This is a genomic window from Akkermansia sp. N21116 (genome assembly GCF_029854705.2).
GTDB lineage: Bacteria > Verrucomicrobiota > Verrucomicrobiia > Verrucomicrobiales > Akkermansiaceae > Akkermansia.
In genome coordinates this window covers 1643214-1657030 of the sequence record NZ_CP139035.1, presented here as the reverse complement: position 1 = coordinate 1657030, position 13817 = coordinate 1643214, and the positions used below count along the sequence as shown (strand labels likewise).

The 13817-nt window shown below is 51.5% G+C and carries 10 protein-coding genes and 1 tRNA gene; 6 read left to right on the top strand and 5 right to left on the bottom strand.

From position 1 onward, the window contains the following. Nucleotides 1–134 precede the first annotated feature (134 nt). Together QET93_RS06380 and hisC are read left to right on the top strand one after the other, a co-directional pair. On the top strand, nt 135–2393 hold the full coding sequence (locus QET93_RS06380) for a family 20 glycosylhydrolase (RefSeq protein WP_280131798.1): 2259 nt from the start codon (nt 135–137) through the stop codon (nt 2391–2393). Between the two features lie 200 nt (nt 2394–2593). Further along, complete coding sequence (gene hisC, locus QET93_RS06375; RefSeq protein WP_280131797.1) at nt 2594–3694, top strand: histidinol-phosphate transaminase; 1101 nt, start codon at nt 2594–2596, stop codon at nt 3692–3694. A gap of 89 nt (nt 3695–3783) precedes the next feature. Here the strand turns inward: hisC and QET93_RS06370 are convergent, their stop codons facing one another. Beyond that, a complete protein-coding gene (locus QET93_RS06370) occupies nt 3784–4956 on the bottom strand; it encodes an MFS transporter (protein ID WP_322190165.1) in 1173 nt (390 codons plus the stop codon). Nucleotides 4957–5074: 118 nt separating this feature from the next. On the opposite strand from QET93_RS06370, the gene QET93_RS06365 reads away from it, so the two are divergent. The 4 genes from QET93_RS06365 to QET93_RS06350 all read left to right on the top strand — a co-directional run bounded on the left by QET93_RS06365 (nt 5075) and on the right by QET93_RS06350 (nt 9893). Continuing rightward, the gene (locus QET93_RS06365) at nt 5075–5521 is read left to right on the top strand and encodes a pyrimidine dimer DNA glycosylase/endonuclease V (RefSeq protein WP_280131796.1); all 447 of its coding nucleotides are present in this window, start codon (nt 5075–5077) and stop codon (nt 5519–5521) included. Further along, nucleotides 5518–6069, top strand: coding sequence for a lipocalin family protein (locus QET93_RS06360; protein WP_280125462.1), 552 nt, complete (start codon nt 5518–5520; stop codon nt 6067–6069). Before QET93_RS06365 ends, QET93_RS06360 begins: the two co-directional genes overlap by 4 nt. Nucleotides 6070–6128: 59 nt before the next feature. After that, a complete protein-coding gene (locus QET93_RS06355) occupies nt 6129–7298 on the top strand; it encodes an MFS transporter (protein ID WP_280131795.1) in 1170 nt (389 codons plus the stop codon). 114 nt (nt 7299–7412) lie between these two features. Continuing rightward, nucleotides 7413–9893, top strand: coding sequence for a glycoside hydrolase family 95 protein (locus tag QET93_RS06350; RefSeq protein ID WP_280131794.1), 2481 nt, complete (start codon nt 7413–7415; stop codon nt 9891–9893). 203 nt (nt 9894–10096) lie between these two features. On the opposite strand, the gene QET93_RS06345 is transcribed toward QET93_RS06350, so the two are convergent. The 4 genes from QET93_RS06345 to plsX all read right to left on the bottom strand — a co-directional run bounded on the left by QET93_RS06345 (nt 10097) and on the right by plsX (nt 13799). After that, a tRNA-Arg gene (locus QET93_RS06345) sits at nt 10097–10173 on the bottom strand. A gap of 74 nt (nt 10174–10247) precedes the next feature. After that, entirely contained in the window at nt 10248–10715 is a 468-nt protein-coding gene (ybeY, locus tag QET93_RS06340; RefSeq protein WP_280131793.1) for an rRNA maturation RNase YbeY, read from the bottom strand. Further along, the gene (locus QET93_RS06335; RefSeq protein WP_322190149.1) at nt 10712–12628 is read right to left on the bottom strand and encodes an HDIG domain-containing metalloprotein; all 1917 of its coding nucleotides are present in this window, start codon (nt 12626–12628) and stop codon (nt 10712–10714) included. The genes ybeY and QET93_RS06335 overlap by 4 nt, the downstream gene beginning before the upstream one ends. Nucleotides 12629–12752: 124 nt before the next feature. Further along, nucleotides 12753–13799, bottom strand: a complete 1047-nt coding sequence (plsX, locus tag QET93_RS06330; protein WP_280125467.1) for a phosphate acyltransferase PlsX — start codon at nt 13797–13799, stop codon at nt 12753–12755. Nucleotides 13800–13817 lie beyond the last annotated feature (18 nt).

The following is a 13817-nucleotide window of genomic DNA, read 5'->3' as shown; positions in this document are numbered from 1 at the left end:
CGGTCAACCAGGAAGCCCTCTACCGTAACGGATACTGGATGAACTTTTAGTTGCTTTCTATGTAAGAAATACATTAACATCGCGTAATTAAAAAACAAAACGGATCTTTCTCTCCTCTGAAACGACACAAAAAAATGAAAAAAAACATATTCATCATCATGCTTGCCGCATGGGCCGTTTCTCCGCTAATGGGACAGGATGTTCAGCAAATTGCAGATACTCTTTCCATTCCGCAGATCAAAGCCGGAACAAAGCGATTTCCTATGCCAGTAGCTCCCGGTGCCCAGATTAAAATTTTGGGAGCTGACTATGAGCAAATCATTAACAGCAAGGGTGATATATCACCCGTCATTTCAGATACACCGGTCAATATCAGCTTCAAAGTAACCAAGGACGGCAAAGAGGCCATCAGCAAAGACTATGAAATCATACTCAAGGCCCCCGAAGCCGAACAGGGCAACCCCAAACCCCATGTCATTCCGGAGATTTTGCAATGGAAGGGAGGCCAGGGAGAATATAAACCGGGCGATACCATCACCATCGCCTGCCGGGAAAATGAGTTTTCGAAACTTGTTGCAGCCGATATGGAAGACGTGCTGGGCCGTAAGGTCAAGCTCGTTTCCCCAGGATCCAAAGCGGACATTTCTTTTTCCCTGTTGAAAGGAAGCAATATCGGCCAGGAAGGCTATAAACTTTTTGTAACTGCCAACGGTATCCGTATTGAAGCGGTTTCCATAACCGGTCTGTACTGGGGAACACGCACTCTTCTGCAAATGCTACGCCAGAATCCTGAAAGCGTGCCTTGTGGCGAAGCCGTGGATTTCCCCCGGTACCAGGTACGCGGATTCATGCTTGATATAGCTCGCACTCCCTACCCTCTCAGCTATATCAAGGAAGTAATCCGCACCATGTCCTGGTACAAGATGAACGATCTTCACCTGGTCATCAACAACAACTACATCTTTCATGAACAATACGTAGACAAGGGACTTGATCCATTCAAGGAAAGCTACTCCGCCTTTCGTCTGGAATCCAATATGAAAGGGAAAGACGGAACGCCCCTCACGGCAAAAGACCTGTTCTACACCAAAAAGGATTTCGCAGAGCTGATTGCTTACGCCAAGCGGCACGGCGTCCATATCGTACCGGAATTCGATACTCCCGGACACGCCCTCTCCTTCACACGGGTGCGTCCGGATCTCATTTACAAAGGCCCTATGAACCATGAAAAGCGCCGCTGCGAGATGTTGGATGCAGCCAATCCGGAGACTCTCGATTTTGTAGGCAAGGTATTTGACGAGTATTTGATGAAAGATCCCAAACTGGGACGTCCGGTGTTTGCCGGGTGCGATGTAGTACACGTAGGAGCAGACGAATTCTACGGAGACAAGGAAGACTACCGCCACTTCGCCGATTTCGTGCTCAATCATGCTCTCAAGCGCGGTTATACCCCGCGTATCTGGGGAAGCCTCAGCGCCAAACCCGGCAAGACGCCCGTCGTAGTCAAGGGCGTTCAAATGAACCTCTGGAGTGCGGGATGGATGAAGGCATGGGAAGCAGTCAACCTCGGTTACAACGTTATTAATACCAACGACGGCGCACTCTACATCGTCCCCTACGCCAACTATTACCGCATGGACAGAAACCACAAGGGAATCTACGAAAACTGGATTCCCAATCGCATCGGTAATGAAACACTGCCCTCCGGCCACCCTCAGCTTATCGGTTCCACCTTTGCCATCTGGAATGATGAAACAGATCTGAAGCATTCGGGATATGCCCCCTATGATATCTGGAACACGATTTCCGGTTCCATTGATGTACTCAGCCAAAAGATGTGGGGAAAAGCCAAAACTCCGGATTCTTTCGAACAGCATCGGGAACTTGTGTCTGCCATCGGAAATGCTCCCCGTACCAATCCACTCTATAAATGGAAGAACGCACAACCGTTCTCCATTACTCCCGGAAAATTACCCCAAAAACTAGCCCGACCCTCTCTCGGCCCCAATTACCACCTTACCATGGAGCTTGAGCTGGCCTCTGCTCCGCAAGGCAAGGAACAAGTCCTGTTATCCGCTCCGGAAGGCGAGTTACTGGCTGTCATGAAAGACGGCACCATCGGTTTCAGACGTGATGATTCCCTGGAATTTTCCTTCGGGGCCAAATTACCCGTCGGGAAAAAAGTCAAACTGGAACTCATCGGAGAGCCGGAGAAGACCCAGCTCCTGATTGACGGCCAGCCTGCCGGCACCATGGTGCTTAAAAGCTTCCGCAATCCGGATGAAAACTTTGCACCTCGGACCAAAGGACTGCGTTCTACCTTTATCCTGCCTCTGCAGGTTCTCGGTTCCTCCTTCCAAGGCAAAGTGTACAACCTCAGTGTTCTGCCATAAAAGTCAAGGCCACTGATTTTACTTGTTTCCAACTACCAACGCCGCTTCACGGAATAAATTCGTGAAGCGGCGTTGGTGCATCTCATAAAAAGCAAAACTCCCACCTTACACAATCTCTGTTTCCCTGCCTGGGTTGCTGCCATATTTTCAGGACATTAGTATTGAGATAGATGCACAGGAAGCATAGAGTTCTTGCCTGTATGAGCAGAATCGAACAATATGCCAATCCGCAAGTGCTGGATCTCGTGGCGTATGAACCGGGAAAACCGATCGAAGAAACAGCCCGCGAACTGGGTCTAAAACCCGAAGATATCGTCAAACTGGCTTCCAATGAGAACCCTCTGGGGCCGTCTCCGAAGGCTATCGAAGCCATTCGAAAAATTGCCGGGCAAGTCCATATCTACCCCGATGGCGCCGCATTCAGACTCCGCTCCGCCATCGCCGACCGTTACGGCGTCCGCTTTGAGGAAACGGCTGTCGGCAGCGGCAGCAGCGAAATCATCGAACTCGTCTGCCATGCCTTCTTGAACAAAGACACGGAGGTCGTTGCCGCCCGTCACGCTTTTTCCATGTATCCCATCATGGCCAAATTGTTCGGAGCCTCCTATGTAGAAGTCCCCAACAAACCGGATTGGACCCACGATCTGCAGGGTTTCCTCCATGCAATCACGGACAAAACGCGTATCGTCTTCATCACCAATCCGACCAATCCCATCGGCACAGTCGTCACCCAACAAGAAATCGACGATTTCATGGCCAAAGTCCCCGATCATGTCGTCGTTTGTTTTGACGAAGCCTACCACGAGTTCTGCGACTCTCCCGCAGACACGTTGAAATATGTCCGAGAAGGTCGCAACGTCGTTGTCCTGCGCACTTTCTCCAAGGTATACGGCCTCGCTGGTCTCCGCATCGGTTTCGGGCTGGCTCCCCAATCCATCTGTTCCCTTCTGCACAAGACAAGAACGCCCTTCAACGCTCATATCGTCGCCCAGGAAGCGGCTCTCGTCGCTCTGGAAGACCAAGAGCATATCCGCAGGACAGTTGACAATAACCGTAAAGAAATGAAGCGCTACGAGCAGGCTTTTGCCGACATGGGGCTGGAATGGATCCCGAGCCAGGGCAACTTCGTCCTCGTCAAAGTGGGAGAAGGTCGCAAGGTCTTCCAGGACATGCTCCGACAAGGCGTCATCACACGTGCCCAGGACGGATACGGCCTACCGGAATGGATCCGCATCACCATCGGCTTGCCGCAGGAAAATACCAAGTGCCTGGAGGTACTTAGAGCTGTCCTCGGCAAATAAGTCGTCATACATTCCCGCCCAACCGAAACAGACGAAAACAGAACCGCTTCCAATCATCCCCGGAGTCCGGCAAGGATCCGGGGATGTTTTTAAGCAGCCGGAGTCGGCAGAATCGTCCCTTTTTCCATCTTCCGAGCCACCAAACCGGCTCCAACCGTTGCCAGTCCACCGATCAGGAACACGGCCTGGGGGCCACCCGTATACGTCCAAATCAGCCCGCCGATAATGCCGTAGGCAATAGATGCCACATGGTTCACGGCGATTCCCGTGTAAATGCAAGAGCTGATATCCTCTGGTTTTTCACTGATGCGGGCCACATAGGTACTGCGGGCCATCCCCATGGCAAACAAGAGGTTGTCCAGAACGAAACAAGCAGTCACCACCCCAACTGCCCACTGATGGGAAAGAACAGACGGGGCAAAAGCATATGCCAGGCAAAGAAGGGAAAGAGCAATGCTATCGAAAATCGTCACATTGCGCTCACCATACTTCTTGATACTCCAACCAATCAACGGTTGAGTCACCAACCCGATGACCCCGGCCAGCAAAAGCGTACGTCCCATCTGAGTTGGGCTCTGTTGCAGAGTACTGACCATCAGCCAGAATCCGAATGTCAGATACAATTGTTTGCGGATACCGTGCAGAATTTCCAGTGAATAATACACCTTGTAGCGCTTGCGGAACATAAAACACTCCCGCCATCCCCTGCGCTTCGGAAACACAGGAGTTTTCACGCGGGAAAGAAACAATGCGGCAACCAGGCACACCAAAGCCGTCACCGTAAAATCAACCCCGAACGAAGTGTTGAATTTCCATTTAATCCACACCACCAGAGCCCCCAGCAATGAGGCAGCCGTTCCCAGCGCCTTCATCTGCCCCAGTCTGAGGCTCCTGTTTTCCGGACGTGCCGTGTGCATGACGATGGAATCAATCGTCCCCATCAGAATATGCTGACCAAGACTCACCAGCATGATCCATGCCGACAACGTCCACATGCTGCACGCATCATCCAGCCGGGAAAGTACCAGCATACCCGCCGTCATCAACAGACACGCCACGGAAGCTATGCGTACCTCATTCATAAAAAACAGGGCACTTGTCACAAATAGAGTCAAAATGCCCGGCAACTCACGGGGCAACTCCAGAAAACCACGTTCCTCGGCATTCAAATGATGAGCGTCACGCAAGAAATTACTAAACACCAAATCGTACATTCCCGCTCCGTACTGACCCAAAAATAAAGCGATCAGGACAAAAACCATCGTTTTGCGAATTACTGGACTGCCGGTCATTGCGGAGCGACTATCCCACAGCATCTTCCGAGAAGCAAAAGTATTTCATACAGCCTAACAGAAAGTCGTCTACCATTGTCTCATTTCCATGAGACTCTGGTCCCTCCATCCATCATACCTTGATTCCGCAGGACTTGTCGCCCTATGGAGGGAGGGGCTTCTCGCCAGGAAAGTCCTCTCCGGAAATACACGAGGCTACCGCAACCATCCTCAATTGGAACGGTTCAAACACCACCCCGATCCCGTCGATCTCCTCGACGGGTACCTCACCTGCGTTTACGAAGAAGCCATCCGCCGAGGATTCCGTTTCAACAAGGATAAAATCCACTGCCATGACCTCACCCGGCACATCCCGCTACCCGGCGGGCAGTTGGACTACGAATTCCGGCATCTCATGGGCAAACTGAAATTTCGCACCCCGCACCAATGGTTTAAACTCAGGGAAATATCCGTTGTACAACCGCATCCTTTGTTCTACATTATAGAGGGTTCCGTCTGCGACTGGGAAATTATCGATAGAAGCCGATCGTCATGAAACTGTTCTCCACCATCCGTTCTTCCATCCGCCGGGCAGGCGTCATCGACATTCATGTCCCGCCCATGCCGGACTTCGACCTGAACCGTTATACAGGGCATTGGTACGAAATCGCCCGCCTGGATCATTTCTTCGAACGCGGACTGGCACGAGTCACTGCCAATTACACCCGGAGGGAAGACGGCAAAATACTCGTCATCAACCGAGGATACGACCCTGTTCAAAAATGCTGGAAGGAAAACCAGGCTACCGCCATCCAACAAAAACCGTCGAACTACTTCCGCGTATATTTCGTCCCCCTCATCGGAGGGGCATATCGCATCCTCGGACTCGACAAGGACTACAAATGGGCCGTCATCTCGGGGGGGAGGTCCGATTATCTGTGGTTTCTCTCCAGAATGCCATCTGTTTCCTCCGAAACCTGGGACACCATGGTGGAAATCGCCAGAAACTCCGGATACAACATTGCCGAACTCATTCCTGTCAGCCAGGGAGCCCAACCGCCTTCCGACATGCCGGAAAACACTCCGTCCCATCGCATGACATAAGGCCTCATTTTGGACTTGTTCCAACCATCCGGGAACCGTAGCTTTCCCTGGTCGAGGACATGAATACTCCCCTTCCACACACCGTTCCCGGGTACTATCGTCTTTCTGCCTGCGCCTTCTACTTTATTCAGGGTCTCGTCTTCGCCAGCTGGGCAAGCCGCATTCCCGACATCAAACAAGCCCTTCATCTCAACGATGCCGCACTGGGCAGCCTCCTCTTCATTATCCCTTTAGGACAAATGACAGCCATGGCCTTTTCAGGTTATGCCGTCGGTAAATACGGCAGCCGGAAAATGGTCACCCTCGCCGCGATCCTTTACCCGGGTACCCTCGTTCTACTGGGGCTGGCACGAAATGTCACTGAATTGACGGCAGCCCTCTTCCTCTTCGGGATGGCGGCCAACCTTAGCAACATTTCCATCAATACACAGGGCGTCGGCGTCGAACGTCTCTACAAACGCAGCATCATGGCAAGATTTCACGGATTGTGGAGTCTGGCCGGATTTATAGGCGGTCTCATCAGTACCTGGATGGTCAGTTGTCATCTTAAGCCTCTGGAACACTTCTGTTTCATCTTTGCCTTCTGTATCGTCCTCCTTCTCGCCATGCATCCCTTCATGCTCCCCCGGGACCCTAAAACAAACGGAGCAACAACACCAAACGGCAAAAAGAAAATCTTCACCAAACCGGACAAATACGTCTTCCTTCTGGGAGTCATTGCTTTCGGCAGCATGGTCTCCGAAGGAACCATGTTCGACTGGAGCGGCGTTTACTTCGAAAGCGTCATCAATCCCGGCCCCGACCTTGTCCGCCTCGGTTACATTGCCTTCATGTGTACCATGGCTATAGGGCGCTTTACAGCCGACCGCCTGATCATCCGTTTCGGCGTCATCCCCATCCTCCAGATCAGCGGCGTCACCATAGCCGCCGGTCTCATTCTTTCCGTCCTTTATCCTCACATCATTGTCTCGTCGCTCGGATTTGCCCTCGTCGGCTTCGGCACGTCATCCATTATTCCCATGTGTTACAGTCTGGCCGGACGTTCCAAAGCCATGATCCCCAGCGTCGCCATCGCAACCGTATCCAGCATCGGTTTCCTGGGATTCCTGATCGGCCCCCCCATCATTGGCTTCATCGCCCATGCCTCCAGCCTCCGCTGGTCCTTTGTCCTGATTGCTGTCATCGGCTTCATGACCACGCTCATCGCGCCGAAACTCAGGAAGTTTTAAAACATGGGGACATACCCATGACGCAGTTTCGAGGTATCCATGCAAGATTTGTTTGGCCCGAGCCCAGTTCATGTGCTAATAACAAGAAGAGACATCCGTATCTTGCCCCTTACAATGAAAAACTCCCTATTTACACTCACACTGCTTGCCTCGTGCTCCATCGCATCGCAGGCAACCGCCTCATCCGACCATCCCACTTCCAACTACCTTTGGTACGAGCAACCCGCCAAGCTTTACGGACATTCTCCCATGGGACGGGAAAATTTAAAGACTGCCGGTAACAACAACGGGAATCCATGGGAATCCGAAGCCCTGCCTATTGGAAACGGGCGCATCGGAGCCATGGTCTTTGGAGGCGATAAAATCGAACGGCTCGCCCTCAACGAAATCAGTCTATGGACCGGCGGAAGCGTATCCACGGATGCTTACAACTATGGTCCCAAGTCCGGAAAGGAAGATTTTGGTGCTTACCAACCCTTCGGAGACCTGCTCATCACTTTCCATAACGACCAGCCCACCGAAAACTACGAACGCAGCCTCGACCTTACCACCGGCATCGCAAAAACAAGTTACACCAGCAACGGAGTCAATTACACCCGCGAAGTCTTCGCCAGCTATCCCCACCAGGTCATCGTCATGACCTGTAAAGCCGATAAACCCGGTCAGCTCAACGCCGACTTCATCCTCAAACCCGCTCACGACGCCAAAGTCACAGCCGTCAGCTCCGGGCAAAACAACAAGCTCACCATCTCCGGAACCCTGGCAAACGGAGAAGAATTTGAAGGAGTCGTCAGCATTATCCCCAAAGGAGGTACCGTTACTGCTACCGGCGGATCCAAAAACGTTTCCGTCACATACGAAAAACGTTACGCCGAATGCAATCTGGATACCATCCCCAAACTTGTCGTCAAAAACGGCAGCGAATGCATCGTTATTCTTTCCATGGCAACCGACTACGTCATGGACCATTCCAAAAACTGGAAAGGCGAATCGCCCCAGAAGAAAAATAACTTTTATATGGCAAAAGCTCTGCGAACCCCTATTGCCGAGCTAAAGAAAGCCCACATCGACAACTACAAAGCTCTCTTCGACCGCGTCAAACTTAACCTCGGCAAAACCGACGCCGAACTTGCCTCTCTTCCCACCGACAAGCGCCTGAAAGCTTACAAAACCCGCCTGGATAACAACACCACGAAGGGAGCTGGTCAAGAACGCCTCTATACGGTGGAAACCAACGATCCGGAACTAGAGGAAACTCTCTTCCAGTACGGACGCTACATGCTCATCTCCGGTTCTCGTCCCGGAAACCTCCCCGTCAACCTGCAAGGTCTTTGGAACGATATGGTCTCGCCTCCATGGGCCAGTGACTATCACAATAACATCAACGTCCAAATGTGCTATTGGGGAGCAGAACCGGCAAACCTCTCCGAATGCCATATCCCGCTTGTCAACTACATCAACGCGATGCAGGATCCGCTCCGCAACTTCACCAAAAAGCAATTCAAGCCTGAAAACGGCAAAGAAACGCGCGGATGGACCGTCCGTACCTCCCAAAACATCTTCGGAGGACACGCCTGGCAATGGAATATTCCCAGTAACGCATGGTACGCTCGCCACCTCTGGGATCATTTCGCCTTCACCTGCGACAAAAATTACCTTAAAAATGTCGCCTATCCTATCATGAAGGAAGTTTCCGAATTCTGGGAAGACAATCTCAAAGAACTCGGAGACAAGGGTGAAGGTTTCTTCAGTGCCGAAAAAAATATCAATCGAGAAGAACTTGCCGACATCAAAAAAGGCACTCTCGTCGCTCCGAAGGCATGGTCTCCGGAACACGGGCCGCGTGAAGATGGAGTCTCCCACGACCAGCAACTCATTTGGGATGTCTTCACCAATACTATCACCGCCGGCAATGTCCTCGGAGGAAACCAGGCTTTCTCCAAAGAACTCGCTGAAAAACGCGACCGCCTTGCCAAGCCAAAAATCGGCAAGGAAGGCAATCTTCAGGAATGGATGATCGACCGCATCGCCAGAACCGACCACCGCCACACATCCCATCTGTACGCTGTTTATCCCGGCAACGAAATCAGTATGGAAAAAACGCCCGAACTCGCCAAAGCAGCCCGCAATTCCCTCGAATGGCGCGGTACGACCGGCGACTCCCGCCGTTCCTGGACCTGGCCATGGAGAACAGCCCTCTGGGCTCGTTTCAAAGAAGGCGACCGCGCCCACGATATGGTCGCAGGCCTCCTCCATCACAATATTCTTCCCAACATGCTGGCTAACCACGCCCCCATGCAAATGGACGGTACCTATGGTATCACCGGAGCCATGTGCGAAATGCTCGTCCAGTCCCACACGGGAGATTTCACTAAAATGCCTGAAATATCCCTCTTGCCCTCCCCAGCCAAATCATGGCCAAGTGGTTCAGTCAAAGGCCTCAAAGCCCGCGGAAACATCACCGTCGACTTCGAGTGGAAGGATGGAAAAGTGACCACCTACAAACTCACGTCCCCTCTTCGCCGTCCTGTCAAGCTCACCGTCAACGGCGAAACTAAAACAGTCACACCCGAAGAATCGAACATCAAGAAGTAACGACTTCACAGTCTCACACTTCCACTCTCATCCACAAGAGCTGCCCCTCCCATCCTCGGAGAGGCAGCTCTTTCTGTTTTTGTAAACCACCCAACAATTTTTATATCATTCAATGTCACAAATCGAACCACCAAACCGAACCACCTAGCCACATTCCCCGAAAAGGAAAAGCCCATAAGCTGTTGAACTTACGGGCTTTATGATGGCATCTCCTGCTGGATTCGAACCAGCGACCCACTGCTTAGAAGGCAGTTGCTCTATCCAACTGAGCTAAGGAGACGTTGAACGGGAGATAATATACAGAAGAGAAAGTCGGATGGCAAGTCTGAAGCCAGGGGCATGAAGTTTCGTATTTTATGCAGTCGTCCAAGGCGAATAGAGAAGAACCAGGGGTTCTTGATAGGAGAACATGAGGGAACGCTCTTCGGGGGTGGCATCCAGATATCCTTGGAGATGAAGAAGGCCGTGGACCATGTAACGGAACAATTCCCGCTCCCAGGGTTCTCCGAAAGTTGCGGCCTGACGAAAGGCAGTATCGAGACTGATGATGAGCTCTCCCATTCCATCCCCATGGGGGAAAGTAATAACGTCGGTTGCGGAAGGATCGTTCAGGAATCTGGCATGAATATCGGCAATGGTCTGATCGTCAACGATGGATATTTCCACTGTTTCCAATTCGCCCAGAACATGATCCGGTCCACGGGGCGTTTTGAGAATATCATCCAGGCAATACTCTAAAGCTCGCGCCAAATCCCGCAGCAAGTCACCGGACAAGCAAGAATTTTCAACGTGGGAATAAAGTTCCAGAGCTGGTTTCATCATTCGGATTTACCTCCCGGTATCGGGTAGTTGGCCAAAATGGAAGGATCGCTCTTTCCCGGAGGTACGGAGGATTCTACGGTCTCCGACTTAGACTCCGCAGCAGGGATAGCAAGAGACTCTTTCCCCTCATCTTCCGACGGTTCCGAGGTATTTCCCTTCCCATCTTCTGCATTCAATTTTTCGAGACGGTCCAGAGTCTTGTCTGAGTCAGGAGGAACCTCGTCCTGCCGTTTTTCCTCCAGCGCGATATCAGGATCAACGGATTTTTCTGTCGAGGGAGAAGCATTGGAGGGAGAATCGGATTGTTCTTCTGCTTTTTCCGATGCATCATCCTCTTTGTCGGGAGAATCTTCCACAGATAATGTCTGGGATTCTTGCTTCTGGCTGCCTTTCTTTTCTTCCTGAGGATAGGCAATGCGGCTGTGGCGCATGTTTTTGATTGTGGAGAGGAAAACATCTCGCACGGTTTTCAAATCGCCGAAGGTCAGTCCGCTGGCATCCAGATGACCATCCACAATCCGCGCCTTGATGACCTTGTCAATCATCTCGCGAAGGGCTTCCATCGTCGGCTCATGCAAGGAACGAGTCGCACTTTCCACGACATCAGCAAGGCTGACGATACCAATTTCACGCGTCTGGGGACTGGGACCGGAATAGCGGAAGTTTTCTTCCAGCACTTCGGGGACATCATCGGCATTGGCTTGGCCTTTCTCTACTTTTTCGAGCATTTCCTTTCGGTATTCCATAGCCTTCCTATAGAAGAAATAGGCAAGAGTGGTACCATGGTGCTGCTGGATGACATCGATAATCTGGCGATTGAGTTTGTTTTCCTGGGCTAAGGCAACCCCTTCGGAGACATGTCCCATAATAATTCTGGCACTCATGTTCGGTGTCAGTTCATCGTGTGGATTGGGTTCCCCATCGGAAATATTTTCGATGAAATACTGAGGATATTTTAGTTTCCCGATATCATGGTAATAGGATGCAACACGGCAGTAGTTGGCATTGGCTCCAATCGCTTCCGCAGCCGCTTCGGCCAGCTGGGCCACCATGAGGCAGTGGTGGAAAGTCCCAGGAGCCGTTAATTGCATTTCCTTGAGCAGTTTGTGATTCATGTCGGAAAGTTCCAGCCATGAAATAGGTGTAACAATCTTGAAAAGAGCTTCCATGACGGGCAGAACACCACTAATCAAAATGGCCAGAATAATGCTGACCCCGAAGGAAGCAAAAATTTCATATGCCAGAATATCTATCTCAGACCTTGCGACATTGAAGTTGATTGTATTCAACATGGAGCCCATCAGAAAGACGACGACTCCCGACAACAACCCGGCCCTTAACAACTGAGCCCGGCTGCGTAGATTACGGGAAAGGAGCACGGTAAGCATTCCGCTGAGCATACTCACAGCCATATAGTTCATCCGGTATTCGTCGGAGACAAAGGCAAAACCGAGGAGTGAGACGGCAAAGGTGGCAAATGATCCCATGGCCGGCCCAACCAGGACAGTGGCTACCATAGGAGCCAGGATATACGGCAAGATCATCCGGGAGATAGCCAGAGAACTTTCGTCATTGTCCATCAAACTCCGTATGAGAACGATCAAGCCCAAATGAATAAGAATACTTCCCCATGTAACAGTAAAGACCTTGTTACTCCAAAAACGGGAACCGGACGCAATCCAGTACACGGGCAGCAATGCTACAGACATGCCGAGCAGCCACAAATCGGAACGAATCACCCCCCAGGTCGTCAAGTCCTTGTTAATGGGACTTCCTGTAAAAATGATGAGCAGAAAAGCCATCATGAAGAAAATCTGGGCAAAAAGCAGAATTTTATTCTGGTTCATGCGCTCAGCCCAGCTGTCCCCATACGCAGTGGCAGTATGGGGAGAGGAAACGGATCTTGTTTCCACGGGGTCATTTCCTCCTTTGATCATTGGACTTTGGTGAAACATGGTTTTATAAGTTCGGCAAAAGGAAGGTCAATACTCCATTGCAGAGAGAGACGCTCCATTCGCATTCCGTTCAACGGGACGCTCAATGAGAATCCTCGTTAAGATCGGGTATCTTCCCCAGTCGATCCATTTCCTCTTCGATCATGGGATTGACACCGCACTCCAGCATTTCTTTGGCAACCCGCAAGGCATTGCTGACAGCCAGGCCGGACGATCCACCATGGGCGATGATAGACACACCGTTGACACCCAAAAGAGGGCTTCCTCCCACACTTTCGTAGGAAAGACGATCCTTCATGGCCCGGAAGGCACCGGAGCATATGGCAGCGCCGGCCATACGGATAGGAGATTTCTTGATTTCCCTCTTCAGCCAGTTAGAGAAAGCTTTGGCAGTTGCTTCGCAGGTTTTGAGAAGAACGTTTCCTGTGAAACCGTCCGTCAGAACGACATCCACTTCGTGTTCAAACAAATCATGGCCTTCCACATTGCCGAGGAAGTCGAAAGGCAGGCGTCCCTGTTCTTCCATATGCTTGAGAAGATGGAATGTCGCCTTGGCAAATTCATTACCCTTCTCGTCTTCCGAACCGTTGCTCATCAGACCTACCTTGGGACGAGGCTTTTTGTAAATCTTGTTGGCAAGAACGCTGGCCATCACGGCATAGCCGACCACATGGCGCGGCTTGGCGTCGGGATTTGCCCCCGTGTCCGTTACATTGCAGACTCCGTAGTCATTCGGCAACTGGGAGACGATGCCGGCGCGTTCGACACCTTTAAGCAAACGCAGTTTAATAGTTGAGGCAGCAACGGCAGCCCCTGTATTACCAGCGCTGACAACGGCTTCCGCCTCACCCGACTTCACCAGGTCCACAGCTACCGACATAGATGAATTTTTCTTCTGCCGGACGGCTAGGAGACCGGATTCGTTCATCTCCACCACTTCCATGGCTGGCACGATTTCGATGCGAGGACCGGACAAGCCTGCCGCATCGCAAGCTGCACGAACAACCTCCTCCCGACCAACCATGTAGATTTTATCGATCTTGGGGAATGCGTCCAAAGCTCGTTGGGCGCCTTCAATATTGATACCGGGGGCGTGGTCTCCCCCCATCACGTCGAGTGCTATTTTCATTCAGCCAATAATCCTCTT